Source organism: Phyllobacterium sp. 21LDTY02-6, from assembly GCF_023554255.2.
GTDB lineage: Bacteria > Pseudomonadota > Alphaproteobacteria > Rhizobiales > Rhizobiaceae > Phyllobacterium.
On sequence record NZ_JAMJWD020000006.1, the window covers coordinates 239,177 to 260,439 of the forward strand.

At 63.4% G+C, this 21,263-nt stretch carries 18 protein-coding genes; 7 read left to right on the plus strand and 11 right to left on the minus strand.

Annotated elements, in window-relative coordinates; genetic code table 11:
• Window positions 1–47: 47 nt before the first annotated feature.
• The 3 genes from M8997_RS19660 to M8997_RS19670 are packed head-to-tail and all read right to left on the minus strand — an operon-like array spanning window position 48 to window position 2,364.
• Window positions 48–686 carry a 2-dehydro-3-deoxy-6-phosphogalactonate aldolase gene (locus M8997_RS19660; protein ID WP_250019498.1) on the minus strand — a complete coding sequence of 213 codons (639 nt, stop codon included), beginning with the start codon at window positions 684–686 and terminating at the stop codon, window positions 48–50.
• Complete coding sequence (locus M8997_RS19665) at window positions 683–1,600, minus strand: 2-dehydro-3-deoxygalactonokinase (RefSeq protein ID WP_250019497.1); 918 nt, start codon at window positions 1,598–1,600, stop codon at window positions 683–685. The genes M8997_RS19660 and M8997_RS19665 overlap by 4 nt, the downstream gene beginning before the upstream one ends.
• Window positions 1,597–2,364, minus strand: a complete 768-nt coding sequence (locus M8997_RS19670) for an SDR family NAD(P)-dependent oxidoreductase (RefSeq protein ID WP_250019496.1) — start codon at window positions 2,362–2,364, stop codon at window positions 1,597–1,599. Before M8997_RS19670 ends, M8997_RS19665 begins: the two co-directional genes overlap by 4 nt.
• 96 nt (window positions 2,365–2,460) lie before the next feature.
• On the opposite strand from M8997_RS19670, the gene M8997_RS19675 reads away from it, so the two are divergent.
• A complete protein-coding gene (locus M8997_RS19675) occupies window positions 2,461–3,249 on the plus strand; it encodes an IclR family transcriptional regulator (RefSeq protein WP_250019495.1) in 789 nt (262 codons plus the stop codon).
• 47 nt (window positions 3,250–3,296) lie between these two features.
• Here the strand turns inward: M8997_RS19675 and M8997_RS19680 are convergent, their stop codons facing one another.
• The 8 genes from M8997_RS19680 to M8997_RS19715 form a co-directional block, all read right to left on the minus strand.
• Window positions 3,297–5,696, minus strand: coding sequence for an aldehyde dehydrogenase family protein (locus M8997_RS19680; RefSeq protein WP_250019494.1), 2,400 nt, complete (start codon window positions 5,694–5,696; stop codon window positions 3,297–3,299).
• A 10-nt stretch (window positions 5,697–5,706) separates the two neighbouring features.
• Window positions 5,707–6,711 carry a deoxyribose-phosphate aldolase gene (gene deoC, locus M8997_RS19685; protein ID WP_250019493.1) on the minus strand — a complete coding sequence of 335 codons (1,005 nt, stop codon included), beginning with the start codon at window positions 6,709–6,711 and terminating at the stop codon, window positions 5,707–5,709.
• A complete protein-coding gene (locus tag M8997_RS19690) occupies window positions 6,708–7,715 on the minus strand; it encodes an ABC transporter permease (protein ID WP_250019492.1) in 1,008 nt (335 codons plus the stop codon). Before M8997_RS19690 ends, deoC begins: the two co-directional genes overlap by 4 nt.
• Window positions 7,708–9,198, minus strand: a complete 1,491-nt coding sequence (locus tag M8997_RS19695; RefSeq protein WP_250019491.1) for a sugar ABC transporter ATP-binding protein — start codon at window positions 9,196–9,198, stop codon at window positions 7,708–7,710. Before M8997_RS19695 ends, M8997_RS19690 begins: the two co-directional genes overlap by 8 nt.
• Complete coding sequence (locus tag M8997_RS19700; RefSeq protein ID WP_250019490.1) at window positions 9,191–10,183, minus strand: sugar-binding transcriptional regulator; 993 nt, start codon at window positions 10,181–10,183, stop codon at window positions 9,191–9,193. The genes M8997_RS19695 and M8997_RS19700 overlap by 8 nt, the downstream gene beginning before the upstream one ends.
• The gene (locus M8997_RS19705; RefSeq protein WP_250019489.1) at window positions 10,180–11,700 is read right to left on the minus strand and encodes a ribulokinase; all 1,521 of its coding nucleotides are present in this window, start codon (window positions 11,698–11,700) and stop codon (window positions 10,180–10,182) included. The genes M8997_RS19700 and M8997_RS19705 overlap by 4 nt, the downstream gene beginning before the upstream one ends.
• 28 nt (window positions 11,701–11,728) lie before the next feature.
• Window positions 11,729–12,751 (minus strand): galactitol-1-phosphate 5-dehydrogenase, encoded by a 1,023-nt coding sequence (locus M8997_RS19710; protein WP_250019488.1) that lies wholly within the window; start codon window positions 12,749–12,751, stop codon window positions 11,729–11,731.
• Between the two features lie 68 nt (window positions 12,752–12,819).
• Window positions 12,820–13,812 carry a substrate-binding domain-containing protein gene (locus tag M8997_RS19715; protein ID WP_250019487.1) on the minus strand — a complete coding sequence of 331 codons (993 nt, stop codon included), beginning with the start codon at window positions 13,810–13,812 and terminating at the stop codon, window positions 12,820–12,822.
• A gap of 245 nt (window positions 13,813–14,057) precedes the next feature.
• Here M8997_RS19715 and M8997_RS19720 point away from each other — a divergent pair, with 245 nt between their 5' ends.
• The 6 genes from M8997_RS19720 to M8997_RS19745 all read left to right on the plus strand — a co-directional run bounded on the left by M8997_RS19720 (window position 14,058) and on the right by M8997_RS19745 (window position 21,242).
• The gene (locus M8997_RS19720; RefSeq protein ID WP_250019486.1) at window positions 14,058–14,990 is read left to right on the plus strand and encodes a threonine/serine dehydratase; all 933 of its coding nucleotides are present in this window, start codon (window positions 14,058–14,060) and stop codon (window positions 14,988–14,990) included.
• Between the two features lie 30 nt (window positions 14,991–15,020).
• Window positions 15,021–16,259, plus strand: coding sequence for a peptidase T (gene pepT, locus M8997_RS19725; RefSeq protein WP_250019485.1), 1,239 nt, complete (start codon window positions 15,021–15,023; stop codon window positions 16,257–16,259).
• A 1,029-nt stretch (window positions 16,260–17,288) separates the two neighbouring features.
• Window positions 17,289–18,116 carry a transporter substrate-binding domain-containing protein gene (locus M8997_RS19730; RefSeq protein WP_371929612.1) on the plus strand — a complete coding sequence of 276 codons (828 nt, stop codon included), beginning with the start codon at window positions 17,289–17,291 and terminating at the stop codon, window positions 18,114–18,116.
• A gap of 66 nt (window positions 18,117–18,182) precedes the next feature.
• Entirely contained in the window at window positions 18,183–19,466 is a 1,284-nt protein-coding gene (locus tag M8997_RS19735) for an FAD-binding oxidoreductase (protein ID WP_250019812.1), read from the plus strand.
• A gap of 45 nt (window positions 19,467–19,511) precedes the next feature.
• Window positions 19,512–20,471, plus strand: a complete 960-nt coding sequence (locus M8997_RS19740) for an amino acid ABC transporter permease (RefSeq protein ID WP_250019811.1) — start codon at window positions 19,512–19,514, stop codon at window positions 20,469–20,471.
• An 18-nt stretch (window positions 20,472–20,489) separates the two neighbouring features.
• Window positions 20,490–21,242, plus strand: a complete 753-nt coding sequence (locus M8997_RS19745; protein WP_250019810.1) for an amino acid ABC transporter ATP-binding protein — start codon at window positions 20,490–20,492, stop codon at window positions 21,240–21,242.
• Window positions 21,243–21,263: the final 21 nt, after the last annotated feature.

Sequence of the window (21,263 nt, forward strand, 5' to 3'; positions counted from 1 at the left end):
GTTTCCTCCTCCTTGCCCGCCGGGCGCGTTCCTTGTCCTTGGCGCCGTCAGGCCGGAAAGGCCGCATCATAGCTTGCGACGCTTGTCCTTGCCCTCTCGCCGACCGCCGCGGCCGTGGCGCCGGGCTTGTAGAGGCTCGAGCCGAGGCCAAAGGTGCGCACGCCGATTTTCGCATAGGCCGCAAAGCTCGTCTCGTCGACGCCGCCCACAGCGCCGATCACAGTGCCCTTCGGCAGCACGGCGCTGATCGCCTTCAACCCGTCAGGGCCAAGAACGCTGGCCGGGAAGAATTTCAACCCGGAAGCGCCGGCTTTCAACGCCGAAAATGCCTCGGTTGGCGTGAAAATGCCGGGCATGGTCACCATTCCGGCCTTGCCCGCCGCCTCGAGCACGGCGCGATCGACATTGGGGCTGATGACCAGCCGCCCGCCGGAATCGTTCAGCCGCGCCACGTCCGCAGGCTCGAGGACCGTTCCCGCCCCCACCAGCACCGACGCCGGCATGGATTTCGCCAATTGTTCGATGGAGCGAAACGGCTCGGGCGAGTTCAGCGGCACTTCGATGATTTCGATGCCGGCTTCGACGAGCTGCTCGCCGATGGCGACGACTTCATCGGGCCGGACACCGCGCAGGATGGCGATGAGATCGCGCTTGAACTTCGGCCAGGCGATGGTCGGAGATGTCATGGCATTGTTCCTTGGATTGGCCACATGGCGGAAGCGGCGGCAAAAAGACCCTTGCGGACTGCCTCGTCCGCATCGACCAGCTGGAAGTCGATCGAGGCGATTTCAAGCGCGCGGCCATAAAGCGTGGCCATCGCGCCCGAAGCGACGAGGATGATGTTTCGGGGTGCCCCTGCGCCCGCGATCTCGGCGCCGATCAAGAGCCCGGAAAGGCGCGAGGCCGCTGCCTCAGGCAATTGCCCCTCGAGCAGCATCGCCGCCCTTATATTGAACAGATGCCCGAGCATCGACCCGCCGGCCAGCATTTCCTTCACGGCTTCGGCGAATTGCGGATGATCGGCAGCAGCGGCCGCATCGCCGATCGAGTGCCGCAGGATCGATTGGCCCGAGAGCAGCCCGTAGAGTTCGCCCGTCATGTAGGTCGAGAACCGTTGCGCCCGTCCGCCCACGAGATGCACCCATTTCGAATGCGTGCCCGGCATGGCGACGACGCCATCCATGAGGCTTTTCGCCAGCATCGCCCCGAGAAGCTGGGTTTCCTCGCCGCGCATGACATTTGCCCGTTCGGTGCCGCCTTGCGACAGGCCGGGTATGATGCGCACCTCGCGGTCGATGTCGGCAATCTTCACCGCGCCGGAGAGGATAGCCGCGAGATCGGCCGGAACCGCGACATAATTGGCTTCCATCCAGCCTTGCCGCGATCCTGCCATGCCGCAGATCGCAGCCGGCAGGTCGCGCGGCGCATCGAGGGCGGCAAGGTGGGATTCCAGCGTCTTCGCGAAGCCCTTTTCACGCGAGGCATCGAGGCCGTCATCGGCGCGCCGCTCGGCAAGGACCTCGCCATTGCCATCGACCAGCCACAGCCGAAAGCGCGAGGTGCCCCAGTCGCACAGCGCGAAGACCGGTGCAGCGCTCACAGGTAGCCCCCGTCGACGATCAGCACCTGCGCGCTCAGCATGCGCGCCGCGTCGGAAGCGAGGAACAGGCAGGGGCCGACCATGTCGCCCGGCTCGATTTCCTCCCGCAGCGCCTGGCGGTCGATATGGCCCTGCAGCCCCTCGCTCGTCACCCATAGCTCGCGCTGGCGCTCGGTGATGACCCAGCCCGGAGCGATGGCGTTGACCCTGATCTTTTCAGGTCCGAGGCGACCGGCAAGACCCTTGGTCAAGCCGACAATGCCGGCCTTTGCCGCCGTATAGGCAGGAAAACCGCCATGATTGATCATGAAAGAGGTCGAGGTGAAGTTGACGATCGAACCGCCGCCCGCTTCGCGCATCCCCGGCAATACGGCCTGCGCCGCGAAGAATTGCGGCCGCAGGTTGATCGACTGGTTGAGATCCCAATATTCCACCGTCACGTCGTCGACATCGTGCCTGTCGTCCCAGGCGGCATTGTTGACGAGAACCGTGACCGGTCCATTGGCCTCCACGGCTGTCGCGACGGCGGCCTTGAGCGCTTCGACATCGCGCAGGTCGGCCTTCAGGTAGAGTGGCCGATTGCCGTGGTCGGCAGCGAGCTTCTCGGCCAGCGCCTGCGACGGCGCCTCGGCTATGTCGATGAAGGCGACCCTGGAACCCTGCCGCACGAAGCCTTCGGTGAGGGAGGCGCCGATGCCGGTGCCGCCGCCGGTTATGAGGACGGAGCGACCCTTGAGATCGGGGAAAATGGCAGAAGGCATCATGATTGAAGACTCGCGAAGGAGTTCCACTATTCGGAACTGTGTTTGACTATGTAGAATTTTGCTTTTACGGTCGCAGAAGTCAAGGTGGAGAACCGATTGAAAACAGCGCCGAAGCCAGCCGCAAGAGCCGAGACCGGGACGCTTGGAAAGGCCGTCGATGTCCTCGACATCGTGGCGCGGGCCGATACGCCGCTGCGCTTCACCGATATATTGCGGCTGGCGGACCAGCCACGGGGCACGCTGCACCGGCAGATCGCCAATCTGCTCGAAGAAGGTCTTCTCGTCCTCAACAGCGACAATTCCTATGGATTGGGCATGCGGCTGATGCAGCTCGCGGCCAAGGCATGGTCGCGCAACGATCTTCGCCTCATCGCCGCCCCGCATCTGCAGAAGCTGCATGAAGCGACCGGGGAAACGGTGCATCTCGGCGTGCTGCGCGGCGTCGACGTGGTCTATCTCGACAAGATCGAGAGCCGCCAGAGCGTGCGCATGGTTTCGCAGATCGGCAATACCGCCCCGGCCTATTGCACCGGCGTCGGCAAGGCGGCGCTTTCGGCATTGCCGGAGGCGGAACTCGACGCTCTCGTCAAGCAGATCCGTTTCCGCTTCTATACGAGCCAGACGCTGATGGACAAGATGGCGCTCTACCGCCATCTGAAGGAGGTAAGGGAACGCGGCGTCGCCTTCGACCGGCAGGAGCATGAAGTCGGTATCGCCTGCGTCGCGGCGCCGATCCATCTGAGCAATGGCGCGGCGGGGATATCAGTCACCGGGCCGTCCTACCGCCTGACCTGGCAGGTGCTGGCCTCCTATGTCGAGGTCACGCGCAAGGCGGCGGCAGCGATCATGGACGACCTTGCGGCGGGGCTTGCACCGCGCAGCTGAGCCCGGACCTGCTCCCCCGGCTTGCACCGGGGAAGCGTTGCGGCGGCCTATTCGCCGTATGGCACCCAGATATTCTTGACCTGCACGGCGCGGCGCAGATAGTCGCGGCCCTGGCCCTGCTGCTGGCTGGCCCAGTCGCGCTGGCGCCCATGGTTGACCCATGCCGCCTTCAGATTGCCGCTGGAGGCTTTCTCCACCATGGCGCTGCCCTCGACGGTACCGACATACCAGATGGCATCCACCTCATCATGATCGGCGAGCGTTTTCGCCAGCACGTCCCTTTCGCCGGTGACGATATTGACGACGCCGCCCGGAACGTCGGACGTATCCAGGATCTGGTAGAAATTGGTGGCGAGCAGCGGATGCCGCGTCGAGGGGACCGCCACGACCCTGTTGCCCATGGCGATCGCCGGCAGCACCAGCGACACGAAGGAGAGGAGCGGCGCTTCGTCCGGGCAGAGGATGCCCATCACGCCCCAGGGCTCGTTCATGGCCAGCGTCACATGGCGCGACTTGGTGGCATGCACGGCGCCGTCATATTTGTCGGCCTGCGCGGCATAGTAGAAGATACGGCGCAGGCTGAGGTCGAATTCGGCCGTGGCGGCCTTGGCGCCGATGCCGGTGCTCGCCTGCAGCAATTCCTCGAATTCGCCGCGCCGGGCATCGAGGTTCTCGCCGAGATAATAAAGAACCTGCGCGCGGTTATGCGCCGTCGCGCCGCCCCAGGAGCCCGCCTTGGCAGCGGCCTCGACGGCATTGCGGATGTCCTTGCGATTGCCGATGCCGGCCTGGCCGATGACCTGCCCGCCCTTGCCGACGACCGAATAGGAATATCCGCCATCCGGCCGCGCCTGCTTGCCGCCGACATAATTCTTCGCCGTGCGGTCGATACCGCCGCCGGCTGCGATCTTCGCATCGCCGTCCGGCGCAGCGGAAGGCTTGAACGGCTTTTCGGATTTCGCCAGCGGCAGCGCCTTTTCCCAATCCGCGACGAGATATTCGTAGAGCCCTTCCTTGCCGCCTTCGCGGCCGAATCCGCTTTCGCGGTAGCCGCCAAAGCCGGCGCCGGCATCGAGCAGGTTGGTGGAATTGATCCACACCACGCCGGCCTTGACCCTCGCCGCCATGTCCAGCGCCAGATTGATGTTCTCCGACCAGACCGATGCCGCAAGCCCGTATCTGGTATTGTTGGCCAGCGCTATCGCCTCGTCCGGCGTGCGGAAGGTCGTCGTGGTGGCGACGGGTCCGAATATTTCGACCTCGCAGACGGTCGATGCGGGATCGACCTCGGTAAAGAAGGCCGGGGCGAAGAAACTGCCCTTGGCCGGCAGGGTCACCGGAGCCTGCCACAGGGTGCCGCCTTCAACCTTGCCCTGTTCGACCAGGCCGGCAACGCGCTTCAACTGGCCGGGCGATACGAGCGCACCCACATCCATCGTCTTGTCGAGCGGATCGCCGACGCGCAATGTCTCCATGCGCTTGCGCAACTTTTCGTAGAAGCGCGGTGCGATGCCTTCCTGCACGAGAATGCGCGAACCGGCGCAGCACACCTCGCCCTGGTTGAACCAGATGGCATCGACGACGCCCTCGACGGCGCCGTCCATGTCGGCATCCTCGAACACGATGAAGGGCGACTTGCCGCCGAGCTCGAGCGAGAGCTTCTTGCCCGAACCGGCGATCTGGTCGCGGATGATGCGGCCGACTTCGGTCGAGCCCGTGAAGGCTACCTTGTCGACACCGGCATGGCCGCAAATGGCAGCGCCCGTCGCACCGTCGCCATGGACGATGTTCACGACGCCGGCCGGCAGGCCCACCTCATGGCAGACCTCGGCGAAGGCGATGGCGCTGAGCGGCGTGAGTTCCGCCGGCTTGAGCACGACGGTATTGCCCGCAGCGAGCGCCGGCGCGATCTTCCAGGCCAGCATGAGCAGCGGAAAGTTCCACGGAATGACCTGCCCGCAGACGCCGACCGGCGAAAAACCTTCGAACTCGCTCTCGACCATCTCGGCCCAGCCGGCGTGATGGTAGAAATGCCGGGCGACGAGCGGTATGTCGATGTCGCGGGTTTCCCGGATCGGCTTGCCATTGTCCATGGTCTCCAGCACGGAGAAGAAGCGCTCGCGCTTCTGGATATGGCGGGCGATGGCGTAGAGATATCTGGCGCGCTCATGGCCCGGCAAGGCCGACCATTTGCCGAAGGCGGCGCGCGCGGCCTTGACTGCTGCGTCCACGTCTTCGGCGCTGCCCTCGGTCACCCGGGCGAGCAGTCTTTCATTGGCGGGGTTATGAACCGCGAAGGTCTTGCGGCCTTCGGCGCTGACGAACCTGCCATTGATGAAATGGCCGAAGCCGCCTTCATTGGCATCGAGCCAGTTCTGCACGTCGACATTGCTCTCCGGAGCCGGGCCGTAATCCATGGTGCGAAGAATATCCTTGATCTGTCCCATTGTCTGATCCTCAAGCGAGCGCGTGGCGCGACGACGCGGCGTAGCGGCCCGTTACATAATGTTCCAGCTGCCGCTCGATATCGCCGAGCATCGAACTTGCGCCGAGCCGGAACAGGTTCGGTTGCATCCACGGCAGGCCCAGTTCTTCCTTCATCAGGATCAGCCAGTTCATGGCGTCCTTCGCGGTCTTCATGCCGCCGGCAGGCTTGAAGCCGACGGTCTGGCCCGAAAGCTCGCCATAATCGCGCAGGGCGCGCAGCATGATCAGGCTGACCGGCAGGGTCGCATTGACGTCCTCCTTGCCGGTCGAGGTCTTGATGAAGTCTGCGCCCGCCTGCATGGCGACCATGGAGGCGCGGTAGACATTGCGCAGCGTATTGAGATCGCCGGTGGCGAGGATCGCCTTCAGATGGGCCTTGCCGCAGGCCTGGCGCATCTGCGCGATCTCGTCATAGAGCGCGCTCCAGTTCTGGGTCAGGACATGTTCGCGCGTGATCACGATGTCGATCTCGTCGGCTCCCTCCCCGACCGCATATTCGATCTCGGCGAGGCGCTGCGGCAGTGGCGTCAGCCCGGCCGGAAAGCCGGTGGCGACCGAGGCGACGGGGATGTTCGTCCCCTGCAGCGCCTTCACCGCATGCGGCACCATGGTCGGATAGACGCAGACCGCGCCGGTGGTGATGTTCTCGTTCTCGAGGCCGAGCGCCGCCAGAATATCGGCCCGGACGGGCCGGCGCGCCTTGGCGCAGAGGCGCTGCACGCGGCCCGGCGTATCGTCGCCGGCCAGGGTGGTCAGGTCGATGCAGGTGATCGCCTTCACGAGCCAGGCGGCCTGATATTCCTTCTTCACCGTCCGGCGCGTCGGCAGCGTCGCAGCGCGCCGTTCCGTCGCCGAACGATTGACGGCAATGTCCTCGAACCATTCCGGCTTCAGCCTGGTGCCGCCGTTGCGTCCATGATCCGGTTGCACCAGCAACTCCGTTCCTTTTGTCACCAATATCTCCTGGCGGTTCATTCCCGACCCTTCCTATGATCGATAAAGCGATTGAGCAGGATGGCTGCAACGATGATGATACCTGTCACAGTCATCTGATAGAAGGAACCCAAGCCGAGAAGATTGAATATATTTCGCAGCACCTGCAGCAGCATCACGGCGAAGAAGGTGCCGAGAATGCCGCCGCGGCCGCCGAAAAGGCTGGTGCCGCCGAGTACGACAGCTGCTATGGCATCGAGTTCCAGTCCCTGCGCGGCGGTCGGCTGACCGATGCGCAGGCGCGACGTTAGAAGAATGCCGCCAAGCGCGGCCATGAAGCCGGAAACCGCGAAGACGGCGGTGATCATCAGCCGGGTCGGCAGGCCGGAAAGCCGCGCCGCCTGCGGGTTTCCACCCGTGGCGAAGACATATTCGCCGAAGACCGTCAGGCGGAGCACGATGCCGGCGATGATGCACAATCCGATGAAGATGAGCCCCATCGACGAGATGGCGAAGCCCGGCAACACGGGAACCATGGTCGATCCGATGGCGGAGAAGCCTTTCGGCAGGCCGCTGACCGGCACGCCGTCCGTCAGCAGATAGGTTACGCCGCGAAACGAGACGAGACCGGCGAGCGTCACGATGAAGCTCGGCACCTGGGCGAGCGCGCTGATCGCGCCCATCGCCGCGCCGCAGGCGGTTCCGATCAGGGCGGTGATCGCGACCGCCACGAAGGGATCGAAGCCGTTCTGCATCAGCACCGCGACCAGCATGCCGCACAGGGCGACGACGCTGCCGACCGACAGATCGATATTCCCGGTGAGGATGACGAAGGTCATGCCGATGGCGACGACGCCGACCACCGCCGCCTGCTGGAACAGGTTGGCGACATTGGCGAACGTCAGGAAATTGTCCGAAAGCATGGTCGCGACGGCGACGACGATCAGAAAGATGACGATGAAATTATATTCGATCGCCATATCCGCAAGACGTTTGCCAATCGGCGGATAGGGCGCTTCGACGGAAGGCGTTGCGGTCTTAGACATGTTGTTCACCCAATATTGTAGCGCGCAGGATAGCATCGCGGTCAGTGTTGGCAGGGTCGTAGCGGCCGATGTTGCGACCCTCGTGGAAGACCCAGATATTGTCGCAGGCGGCATAGAGCTCCTCGAGCTCGCTGCTGGCGACGATGACGGCTGCGCCATCCTCCGCCAGCTTGTCCACCAGATCGTAGAGGTCGGCCTTGGCGCCGATATCGAGGCCGCGGCTCGGCTCGTCGAGCAGCAGGATGCGCGCGCCGTTGATGATCCACTTCGCCAGCACGACTTTCTGCTGGTTGCCGCCGGAAAGCTGCACCACGGCCTGTTCGGGCTTGCCGTATTTCGTCGACAGGCTCTTCAGGACCGGCACCGTGCGCTCCTTCTGCAGCTTGTGCCGCGTCAGCCAGCTGCTGCGCATCGACGGCAGGGTGGCATTCTTGTAGATCGGCGCATGGAGCACCAGACCCTCGGTCTTGCGGTTCTCCGGCACGAGGCCCACGCCGCGGCGAATGGCATCCGCCGGATGCCGCGGATGAAACGGCCTGTCCTCGAGCAGTATCTCGCCGTCGAAATGATGTGCGCCGAACAGCGCCTTGAGGAAGGAGGTGCGCCCCGAACCATTGAGGCCGGTCAGCCCCACGACTTCGCCCCAGCGAACCTCGAGGCCGGCAATGTCGAGGCCTTCCGCGCCGCGCAGGCGGTTGACCCGCAGGGCGGTATCGCCGGTGACGGGCTTGCGCGGCTTGCGCTCGATCAGGGACCTCTGCTTGCCGATGATGGCCTCGACCAGCGCCGTGTCGCTTGTCTCTTCTATGCTGTAGGTGCCGATCGTGCGGCCGCCGCGCAATACGGTGACGCGGTCGCCGATCTCGCGCAGTTCGCCGAGGCGATGGCTGACATAGACGATGGCGACGCCCTGCCTGACGAGTTCGCGGATCACCTCGAACACCGATTTCAGCTCGGTCTCGTTCAACGATGCGGAAGGCTCGTCCATGATGATGACTTTCGCATCCATGGTCAGCGACCGGGCAATGGCGGTCAGCTGCTGGTTGGCGACCGAGAGCGTCTCGACGCGGGCATCGGGCCGGAAGCGGGCGCCCACGCGCGCCAGCGCCTCGTTCGCGCGCCGCCGCCGCTCCGCATGATCGATGATGCCCATCCGCGTCGGCGCATGGCCGAGGAACAGGTTCTGCTCCACGGTCAGCTGCGGCACGAGATCCAGCTCCTGGTAGATCATGGAAATGCCGTGGCGCGCCGCATCGGCGGGCGAGCGCAGTTCCACCGGCTGGCCGCCGATGGCCAGTTCGCCGCCCGTCGGGCGGAAGGCGCCGGCGATGATCTTCAGCAGGGTGGACTTGCCGGCGCCATTGGCACCAAGCAGGCAATGGACCTCGCCGGGCCGCACTTCCAGCGACGCCGATTCCAGCGCCACGATGCTGGGCAGGAAGATCTTCGAGACATTGCGAACGGTTAGAACATTATCAGGCATCCGACATCCTCAGCGCATATCGTGCGGTTGCTTCATCGGTAACGATGACCGAAACATAGCCGGCCTTGAGCGCCGACGCGGCGATGCGGAACTTCTCCTCGCCCGCGACGACGCCGATCGACCACTTCTTGGTTTTCAGGAATTCGAGCCGCATCCCGACGGTGCGGTCGTCAATGGCGCGGTCGACTATATTGCCGTCGCCATCGACGAAGCGGCCGAGTATGTCGCCGACGGCGCCGGCGTCCTTCAGCCGGTCTATGTCGGCTTCGTCGAGATAGCCGGAGCTGAGAAGCACCGATTCATGCGTGATGCCGCCCATGCCGAAGCAGACCACCTCCGCCTGCATGGCAAGGTCGAGCACGCGCTCGATGATCGGGTCTTCTTCGAGCACTTCGCGCGTGCTCTTCTTGCCGACGATGGCCGGCACCGGCAGGAGCGTCGCCGTGCCATTGCCGGCCTTGGCGAATTCCTCCGCGACCGCGCTGGTATGGGTCATCGAGGAACGCAGGTTGGTAGCGCCATTGACCAGCACCACATGCACGCCCGGGTTCCAGTTCGTCGGCAGGAACCGCGCCACCGCCGACATGGTGCGGCCCCAGGATACGCCGACGAGATCGGCCCGCGGCGTCAGGCCCGTCAGGTAGCGGGCCGCGGCCTGGGCGACGCTCTCGATCAGCAGCCCGGAATCCGCCGTGCCGCCGGAAGGAACGACGACGGCATCGTTGAGGCCGAATTCCTGCTGCAGCCGCACTTCGAGTTCGGTCTTGCGCTGGGCGCGCGGCGTGATCTCGATCCGCACGACGCCAAGCTCCTTGGCCTCCGTCATCAGCCGGCCGACCTGCCAGCGCGTCAGGCCGAGCTCCTTGGCGATCTCGCTCTGTGTCTTGTCGAGGTCGTAATAGAGCTTGGCCACGCGCACCATCAGATGCTCGCGCTGCTCGTCGGAAGGAAGCCTGGTGGAGGAAGTCAGCCGCGCATCGGTCATTGTTCGGTTCCCGCTCTTTGCCGCGCGCTGAGATCGTGGAGCACCGGCGTCAATGATTCCGTTGCCGTTCTATAAAGTTCCAGCATGTTGCGATAGCGCCTGCTGGCGGCGGGATCGGGCAGGAGTTCGCGCGTCGGCGCGGCACAGCTTTCCGAGGCGCTGATCAGGTCCGGAAACAGGCCGAGCGCATGGGCCGAGCACGCCGCCGTGCCGATGAGCGAGAGATTGTCGCCATAGGCCACCTGCACCGGCCGGCCGAGTGCATCGACGGTGGCCTGCAACCAGAGCGGGTTCTTGCAGATGCCGCCCGCCACCACGATCCGATCGACCGATACGCTGCGTTCTTCAAGCACATCGACCACATTGGCCGAGCCGAGGGCGATCGAGTCCACGGCCGCCGAATATATGTCCGCCCGGCCATGGCCGAGGGAGAGCCCGAGAATGGCGCCGCGCAGGTCGGCATCCCGGTAAGGCGTGCGGTTGCCCATCCAGTAGTCGAGGGTGAGCAGGCCGGAATTGCGGGCCGCGGCGGACGAGGCCTCGCGGATGAGATCGGCATGGCCGGCCTCGTCCAGCCCGAAAATCTTGCGGCTGAGCCAGTTGAGGATCGAGCCGGCGGAGACCTGCCCCGCCTCCACCAGCCAGAGCCCGTCGACCAGCGCATTCGGATAGGGACCCCAGAAGCCGCGCACATCGCCCTGTCCGGCGAGATGGGTGAGATGGACGACGGATGTGCCGCCGATGATCAGCATGACGCCGGCGGCGACCGTGCCGGCGCCGAGCATGCCGATATGGGCATCGATGCCGCCCTGGACGACGATCGCCGGCCCTGCAATGCCGAGTGCATCGCGCACTTCCGGCAGCAAGGCCCCGACAGGATCGCCCACCGGGACGATGGTCGCGGGCAGCTTGCCGTGAAGGCCGGGAATGCCGAGGGCTTCGTAGATCTCGGGCACGAAGCTGCCGGCGCTGGAATCATAGTTCCACTTGCAGGCGGCGTTCATGCGCGAGCCGGCCCAGATGCCGCTCAGCCGGTAATTGATGAAATCGAGCGCCTCGCAGATAATATCGGCACTGGCGAAGACTTCCGGCTCGTTGGCCGCCAGCCACATCGCCTTCGGAACGAGCCATTCGGCTGCATCGCCGCCGCCGCTATAGGCCATGACGGGATGGGACACGGCTTCGGTTGCGCGCGCTTCGGCGGCCGCCCGGCAATCCATCCACAGGATGGCCGGATAGAGCGGTGCGCTTTCCCTGTCGCAGATCACCACGGACGACGCGGTAGTCGCCACGCAGACGGCGGCGATATCGTTCGATCCGCATTGGGCGATGGCATCGCGGCCGGCGGCAAGCACCGCGGCCCACCATTCTTCCGGCTGCTGCTCCGCCCAGCCGGCGCGTGGATGCGCGGTCGCATAGCTCGCCTCGGACGTGGCCAGCATGGTGCGCCGTTCGACATCATAGACGCCTGCCCTGGCACCTCCCGTGCCAAGATCGAAGCTAAGGACGAGTGTCATCCTCTAAATCCTCCCTGTCCCGCCACGATCAGGGGCGGAACATCACCTTGGAGAAGAACATCGACCTGTCATTCTGGAACTTGCCGAACATTGCCGGCAGTTCGGCAAGGTCGAGGTCATGGGTCAGCATGAATTCCCATTCGAGTTCTCCCGATCCGAGCTTCTCCAGCGTGACCGTCCATTGCGGCCCGGGATAGGGCGCGCCGAACGAATTCCACGACCCATGCAGGGAAATCTCCTGCCGCAGGAAATGCTGGAAAGTCTTGTTGTCGAGCGGCACTTCGCCGACCGGAATGCCGATGAATACCACATGGCCGCTGGGCGCCGCCATCTTTACGGCCATGTTGATGGACGAGGGATGCCCCGCTGCCTCCACGATCGTATCGCAGAGAAGACCGGCCGGTATGTCGCTGCCGGAAAGGAACGTGTGCTTGGCGCCGGCCCGGCGGGCGAGTTCCAGCTTCTCTTCCGACACGTCCACCGCGACGACTTCGCTGGCGCCCATGAGCCGCATCCACTGGATGGCGAACAGGCCGATGGGGCCGCAGCCGATGACGCCGCCGCGCTGGCCCATGGTCATGCCGCCGGCCTTCCAGATGGCGTGGAGTGCGATCGAGGCGGGGTCGGTCATGGCGACGGCCCTTGGATCGATGCCTTCCGGCGTCTTCAGGAGATTGGACACCGGCACGCAGACATATTCCGCATAGGCGCCATCGCGGCGGGAACCGAAATAATCATAGTCGCGGCAGCGCGAGAACTGGCCCTTCTGGCACTGGTCGCATTTGTAGCAGGGCAGCATGGGCGGCACGGCCACGAGTTCGCCCTTGGTGAAGCCTTCGACGCCCTCGCCCAGTTCGGCGATATGGCCGGAGAATTCATGGCCGCAGATCAGCGGCATCTTGTGCGCGCCCTTGATCAGCATGCGCGGCAGGTCGGAGCCGCAGACACCGACGGCGGCAACGCGCAGCAGCACATGCCCCGGAAGCACATCCGGAACGGGAACCTCTTCGAGGCGTATATCACCGGGGGCGTAAAGTACTGCTGCGCGCATGATGGATCCTTGACTGCGTATGGATAGGAAACAATGCGGGGTCGGCAGAACCGGCCCCGCCAATATGGTTATTTGCCCAGAACCTCGGGGCGATATTCGGCGAACAGGCCTTCACGCGGGAAATCCGCGACATTCTTGGCAGTGACGAGCGTCGAACCGGCATCGACGAACTTGGCCACCGGCTTCTTCGCCGCCGCCTCGCGCGCCACCTGGATGGTCACGTCGCCGAGATATTTCGGATCGTTCAGCGCGGAAGCGATGTAATTGCCGCCATCGGCGATGATGCCGAGGGCTTCCGAAAGCCCATCGACGCCGGCGACGAGCACGTCGTTGCGGTTGTTTTCCTTCAGCACCTGCAGCGCGCCGAGAGCCATGTCGTCATTATGGGCATAGACCAGCTTGACGTCCGGATTTGCCTGCAGGAGATCCTGCATGGCGGTAACGGCATTGGCCCGGATATATTCGGCATAGGGTCCCTCGACGATCGTATGGCCGGAACCCTCGATCGCCTTGTGGAAGCCGTCGCGGCGATCCATCATGACCGCGCCGCCGGCATCGCCCTGGATCTCGATGATCTTGGCCTTCTCCACGCCATCGGCCTTCAGCCTTTCGACGACTGCCTCGCCGACCATCTGGCCCATCTTCTTGTTGTCGCGGCCGATATGGGCGGTGACGCCCTCGCCATTGACGCTGCGGTCGACGGTGATGACCGGGATGCCTGCGGCAACGGCGGCTTCGAGCGAAGGCACGACCGCATCAGGATTGACCGGATTGATGATGAGCGCGTTGACGCCCTGGGTGATCAGATCCTGGATATCGTTGTTCTGCTTGCTCACATCGCCATTGGCATCGAGGAAGATCAGCGTATCGCCGCCCGCCTTGGCCGCTGCCTCGGCGCCGGTCTTCAATTGCACATAGAATGGCGACTGCAGCGTCACCTGGCTGAAGCCGATCTTCAATCCCTCCGCATGGGCTGGCGCGGTTAGCCCGATACCTGCCGCGAGCGCAACGGCAGACGCGGCCAGAACGAATCTCGACAAAAAACGACGACGGTTGAGCATGGTTTTCCTCCCCATTGACCCAGATTTTCAGAGCGAACAACAAAAGTGCAATTTCTGCTCATTTGTTAAATTGAAAATAAGCAGATGCTCATGGCGGTGTCAACCTCACTGAAAATTTGCAATGGCCCATGGAGATTTGCATCTGCATCCTGCGCACCTCAGTGCTGCAATGCGCTGCGAAGGTGCTTGCGCGACGCCCGGCGATGGTCCTAAGCTGGCAGCTCCCCCATTGCGAGATTCTCCCGATGCTCATCACAAGCGAGACCATGGCCGACACCGCGCGGCTGATCCGTCCCCATGTGCGCCGAACGCCTGTCCTGCGCACCGACCTGGCCGATTTCGGCGGTCCGGCGCTGCCGCTCGACCTGAAGCTCGAATGCCTGCAGCATTCCGGCTCGTTCAAGGCGCGCGGCGCTTTCGCCAATCTGCTGACGCGCGAGATTCCCGCCGCCGGCGTCGTCGCGGCCTCGGGCGGCAATCATGGCGCGGCCGTCGCCTATGCCGCGAAGCAGCTCGGCATCCGCGCGACCATTTTCGTGCCCGAAGTTGCCTCGGCGGCGAAGATCGCGCTGATCCGGCAATATGGCGCCGATATCGTCATCGGTGGGGCGCGCTACGCCGATGCGCTGGCCGCGAGCGAGACATTCATTGCCGAACATGGCGCGCTCGCCGTCCATGCCTATGACCAGATGGAGACCCTGCTCGGCCAGGGTACGCTGGGCCACGAGATCGAAGAGGATTTGCCCGAGGTGACGACGCTGCTGGTGGCGGTTGGCGGCGGCGGGCTCATCGGCGGCATAGCCGCTTGGTATGCCAGCCGCATCAGGATCGTGGCGGTGGAGCCCGACGGCGCCCCGACGCTGCACGATGCCTTGCGGGCCGGCAAACCGGTCGAAGCGCCGGCGGGCAGCGTCGCGTCGGATTCCCTCGCCCCGCGCCAGGTGGGGCAGCTCATGTTTCCGATCGCACGGGACCATGTCGCCGAATCGGTCCTCGTCACGGATGATGCGATCATCGCCGCGCAGAAGGCGCTGTGGAATGGCGCTCGCGTCGTGGCCGAACCGGGCGGCGCCACCGCCCTTGCCGCCATCCTGTCGGGCGCCTATCGTCCCGGTCCTGACGAGCGCGTCGCCGTGCTCGTCTGCGGGTCGAATACGACAGCCGTCGATTTCGGCTGATAGCGGCCGAATGGTCTGAAAGGAAGAGCAATGAACCAGACTGTCGTCGAACGTTTCCTGCGTTACGTGGTGATCGATACGCAGTCCGACCCGACATCGCCCAGGCAGCCATCGACGGAGAAGCAGAAGGATCTCGGCCGTCTTCTGGTGGAGGAACTGCTGGAACTTGGCCTTTCCGACGCCCATCTCGACGAACATGGCTATGTCTACGCCACCATCCCGTCCAATGTGGACAGGCCGGTGCCGGTCATATGTTTCTGCTCCCACATGGATACGGCGCCCGATTTCAGCGGAGCCAATGTCAAGCCGCAGATCGTGCGCAATTATGGCGGCGGCGATATCCCCTTGCCGGGGGATTCCAGCCGGATCATCCGCCCGAGCGAACACAAGGCATTGTCGGACCAGATCGGCAACGACATCATCACCACGGACGGCACGACCCTGCTCGGAGCGGACGACAAGGCCGGCATCGCCGAGATCATGACCGCCGCGCAGACATTGGTGCAGAACCCGCAGATCCCGCACGGGACCGTCAAGATCCTGTTCACGCCGGATGAGGAGATCGGCCGCGGCGTCGACAAGGTCGACCTCGCCAGGCTCGGCGCCGAATTCGCCTATACGGTCGATGGTTCGACGGCGGGCACTATCGAGGACGAGACCTTCTCGGCCGACGGCGTGGAGATCACCATATCCGGCGTCGCCATTCATCCGGGCTTTGCCAAGGGCCGGATGCAGAACGCCATCAAGATCGCGGCCGCGCTGCTGGACAGGCTTCCCGCCGACCAGGCGCCTGAAACGACCGAGGGGCGGCAGGGCTTCATCCACCCGACCGGCATCACCGGGTCGATGGAAAAGGCCGAACTCGGCTTTATCATCCGCGATTTCGACGATGCGCTTCTCAAGCAGCGCGCCGCGCTGCTCGAGACATTGCTGAACGAGGTCGTCGCCGCCTATCCCGGCGCGTCCTCTACCTTTGAGGTCAAGGAACAATACCGCAATCTGAAACAGGTGCTCGACCAGCATCCCCGGATCGTCGAATACGCCACCGAGGCGATAGCGCGGGCGGGCCTGACGCCGGTGCGCGGCAGTATCCGCGGCGGCACCGACGGATCGCGCCTGTCGTTCATGGGCCTCCCCTGCGCCAACATTTTCGCCGGTGGCCACGCCTTCCACTCGCCGCTGGAATGGGTGAGCCGGCAGGACATGGAAAAGAGCGTCGCCACGCTGGTGGCACTCGCACAGATCTGGGCCGAACGCAGCGAGGGCTGAGAGCGGTGGTTTGGTGGTGGGGTGGTAGTTCTGTGACGTTTCAATCTCTGGCGCCCAACCTTCTTGCAATCAATCCAATAACCCTCATCCTGAGCTTGTCGAAGGGCGCAGCAACGGTGGTGCAATCCCTTTTTTGTTGCATCAGCATAGTGCGTGCTTCGACAAGCTCAGCATGAGGGAGGTGGGGGCTCAGCATGAGGGAGGTGGGGTGCAATCCCTTTTCGAGATGCTGGATACGGAAAATCCGCACCACGCCCGCGAAAATCGCGTCTGGTCATTGAAAAGGGGGGAGACGGGCGGTCTTCAGCGCGTCAATATGGTATCAGGGTCTAGGTCCGAAGACCGCCCGCGACGTCTTTGCCTGCTGTTCCTGCGTTTGTCAGACGCAACAACCCGGAAAACGAAGCGCTACCTCCGTTTCCTTCTGCAGTTTGCCGGCCAGTCGGGGTTGTCACTTCCGACTATCCGGCAACGCCATCCTTTCCCAGCTTGTCGAAACAGCACCGGAAGCTGCTCCCCCACTGGAAAGGACCTGCACAGAATAACCCGGTTTCAAAGTGGTGGGATAAGTTTCCATTTATCCCACCAGAGGGGACGGGCGTTGCATTACTGTTGTGGGGTCCTTCAACAGGCTCAGGATGAGGATGATTGATTTGATTGCAGAAAAGCAGGGAGCCCAGGTTGGAAACCTCGCAGAATTATCCCCCTGCCAAACACCCAATTCCCTCATCCTGAGCCCTCATGCTGAGCTTGTCGAACCACGAAGGGCGCAGCAACGTTTGTGCAATCGCTTTTTTATAGCACTGCATCAAACATTGCGGCATCGAAGGCAGGCTCTTTTGGGCCGGATTTTTGCCTGCCGCCGATGTGCGAACTTCATCATCCCATGTGAATTCGACAACAAGTGACGGTGGTTTCGCTGCGCCGCTCTCTTGACTCCGCAGCTTTTCACGCCGCAATGTATTGTCTGACGTCTTACATAACCACAAGAGAATGCGGGGAAGACGTTGCCAAAGAAGGAGGTCTCTCGTGAACAGTTTTCTCAAATTTGCAGTGGCAGGAGCATTGGCTCTTGCGGCCTCGACGGCGGCCCACGCCGGCGCGACGCTCGATCGGGTCATGAGCAAGAAGGCAATGGTGGTCGCCACGAACAGCAGCTGGCCTCCCCAGAGCTATCTGGACGACAATAATGAAATGGTCGGGTTCGACATCGACATGGCCAAGGAAATCGGCAAGCGCCTGGGCGTCGAAGTCTCGTTCGAGACGCCGGATTGGGCGACCCTGACGGGCGGCCGCTGGCAGGGACGCTATGATGTGGGCGTTGGTTCGGTAACGCCGACCAAGGCGCGCGCCAATGTCATCGATTTCGCCTCGATCTATTATTACAGCCCCTATGTCTATGTCGTGCACAAGGACAGCAAGGCTGCTTCGGTCAACGATCTCAACGGAAAGGTGATCGGCGTCGAAACGGCGACGACCTCCGAGGATTTCATCCGCCGCCAGCTCGAGATCGATGCGCCGGGCCTGCCGCCGATCGAATACAAGATCGAGCCGGGCGAAGTGCGCACCTTTGCCGACTCCATGCTGCCTTTCGACGATCTGCGGCTTGGCGATGGCGTGCGCCTCGACGCGGTGATCGCGCCGGAACAGACTGCACAGAACGCCATCAAGAACGGCTATCCGGTACGCATCATCGAAGGCGAATATGCCTTCCGCGAACCGCTGGTCGTGATCGCCGAAAAGGGCGATCCGGAATGGACCGCCAAGGTCGGCGAAACCATCGCGGCGATCAAGGCCGACGGTACCTTGGCCAAGCTGACCACCAAATGGTACGGCAAGGACTACAGCGCCAACTGATACATTTGAAGGGGGCGGCCGATGTCGCCCCTTTTCAATCGCCTTGCCGTGGGCCGCGAGAGATCAATGACATATATAGATACGTTTTACCGCCGGACGCTTGCGGACGATCGTTCCTTTCCGAAGCTCGATGGCATCATCGAATGCGACACGCTGATCGTTGGCGGCGGCCTTGCCGGCCTCACCGCCGCGTTGCAGCTCGCAAGAGCCGGCCAGTCGGTGGTGGTGCTCGAAGCGCAGCGCATCGGCTGGGGCGCCTCCGGCCGCAATGGCGGATTTGTCAGCCCGGGCTATGCCAATGGCGCCGATGCGATCGAGCGTGCCGTCGGCGCCGATGCTGCCCGCAAGCTGCATGCGCTTTCGGTCGAAGGGATGTATTTCGTCCGCGATACGATCGCAGAATTGAAGATTGCCGAGGCGGCGCCCGTCAACGGCATCATGAGCGTGTTGCGCTATCCCGATCCGGACGGGCTCAAGGCCTATGCCGAGAAGCTGCAGAAGAATTTCAACTACAAGGTCGATTTCATGGAGTGCGACGAGGTGCGCCAGCGCCTGCGCTCCAATCGCTACTTCCAGGCGCTGCGCGACCCGCAGGCGTTCCACATACATCCGCTGAACTATCTGCGTGCGCTCGCCCGCGAGATCGAGCGGCTCGGCGGCAGGATTTTCGAGCAGAGCGCGGCGGCATCGACCGATCTTTCCGGAGCCTCGAAGGTCGTGCGCACCGCCGCCGGTACGGTGAAAGCGCGCCGCCTGGTGTTGAGCACCGGCGGCTATACGACTTCGCTGATACCGAAGGTCGGCCGCAGCTTCCTGCCCATCGCCACCTATGTGATGCTTTCAGAAGAGGCGCCGGAACTGATCGCTTCCGCCATCGCGACCACCGATGCCATCGGCGACAACCGGCGGGCGGGCGATTATTACCGGGTGGTCGATGGCGGGCGCCGCCTGCTCTGGGGCGGCCGGATCACCACCAAGGCGGCTTCCGCCAGCGCCCTCGCCAATGAGCTGCGCCGGGAAATGACCACCACCTATCCTCAGCTGGCGCAATTGCGCACCGAAGTCGCCTGGTCGGGGCTGATGTCCTATGCGCGCCACCTCATGCCCCAGATCGGCCGGCTGCAGCCCGATGTGTGGTATTGCACGGCCTTTGGCGGACATGGGCTCAACACGACGGCGATCGGCGGAAAGCTGGTTGCCGAAGCCATACTCGGCCAGTCCGACCGCTATACGCTCTTCAACCCCTATGGCCTCGTCTGGGCCGGCGGCCTCGCCGGGCTCGCCACCGCCCAGCTGACCTACTGGAAATTGCAGGCCCAGGACTGGTGGCGGGAGCGCCCCTATGTCTGAGCCCAAGAGCCCCCTGTTCGAGCTTAAGAGAAGGAAACTTCGCTCATGATCGCAACGTTTATCCTGTCGCATCCGAAGGCGACGAAGCGGATCGGCGGATCGGTTGCCATCGTGCTTTTGGCTGCCATGCTTTACTGGATGGGCGTGGGACCGGGCTGGCTGCAGCCATTCCTGCCCGGAGCCCTGCAATCCCCCGGGGCGTCGCGCGTCGCGGCCGCGATCGTGATCTCGCTGCTGATCGCGCTGAACTGGAAGGTGCTGGGCCTCCTGCCGCGGCTCTACCAGGTCGGCGCCGTCTGGGCCGAGCTATTCGCGCTCCTGCTGCTGTTCTTCTATTCGTTCAATCTCAGTTTCAGCTTCATCGCCAAGAAGATCGGGTTTCTCATCACGCAAGGCGTGGTGACGACGCTATATATTTCGGTGATCTCGATCGTCATCGCGACGATCATCGCGCTCATCGGCGCAATCGCCAAACTGTCGAAGAACGGCGTCGTCTACGGCCTCGCCAGCTTTTACACCTCGCTCTTCCGCGGCCTGCCGCTCTTGATGCAGATCTACATCATCTATCTCGGACTGCCGCAGGTCGGCTATGTGATCGGCGCCATTCCGGCCGGCATCCTCGCGCTTTCGCTCTGCTACGGCGCCTATATGACGGAGATCTTCCGCGCCGGCATCGAGAGCATCCCGAAGGGCCAGACCGAGGGCGCCACCGCGCTCGGCCTGCGGCCCAACCACACGATGTTCCTGGTGATCCTGCCGCAGGCGATGCGCGTCATCATTCCGCCGACGGGCAACCAGTTCATCGCCATGCTCAAGGATTCGTCGCTGGTCTCCGTCGTCGGCGTCTGGGAAATCATGTATCTGGCACGCACGATGGGCCAGAAGGAGTTCCGCCACATCGAGATGCTGATCACCGCATCCATGATCTACTGGCTGCTGTCCATCGCCCTTGAAATCATCCAGGCCCGCATCGAGGAACGGTTCGGCCGTTCCCTGAAGCGCTGATCGGAGACGACAGAACTCATGACCCAGCCTGCTCCTGCAAGTGCCGAGATCGAGATGAAAGACGTCCATAAATGGTATGGAAGCTATCATGCGCTCGACGATATAAACCTGACGATTGCGCCGCGGGAGAAGGTGGTCCTGTGCGGACCGTCGGGCTCGGGCAAATCGACCCTGATCCGCTGCATCAACCGGCTGGAGACGCACCAATCGGGCAGGATCGTCGTCGGCGGCATCGAACTCAACGATGAAGAGGACCGGATCGACGAGGTGCGGCGCGAGGTGGGGATGGTATTCCAGCACTTCAACCTGTTTCCGCATCTCACCATCCTGCAGAACTGCATCCTCGCCCCGCTATGGGTTCGCAAGACGCCGAAGAAGCAGGCGATCGACCAGGCGATGCACTTTCTCGAACGCGTCCGGATTCCCGAGCAGGCGAACAAGTTTCCCGGCCAGCTTTCCGGCGGCCAGCAGCAACGGGTGGCGATTGCCCGGGCGCTCTGCATGAGCCCCCGGATCATGCTGTTCGACGAGCCGACATCGGCGCTTGATCCGGAAATGGTCAAGGAAGTGCTCGACACCATGGTTTCCCTCGCCAGGGAAGGCATGACGATGGTGTGCGTCACCCATGAAATGGGCTTTGCCCGCCAGGTGGCGGACCGGGTGATCTTCATGGATCAGGGGCGGATCGTCGAGGAAGGAAAACCGGCGGAATTCTTCGACAATCCGCAGAACGAGCGCAGCAAGCTGTTCCTCAGCCAGATATTGCACTAGGTTCCAGCCGGCGGCAGGTCG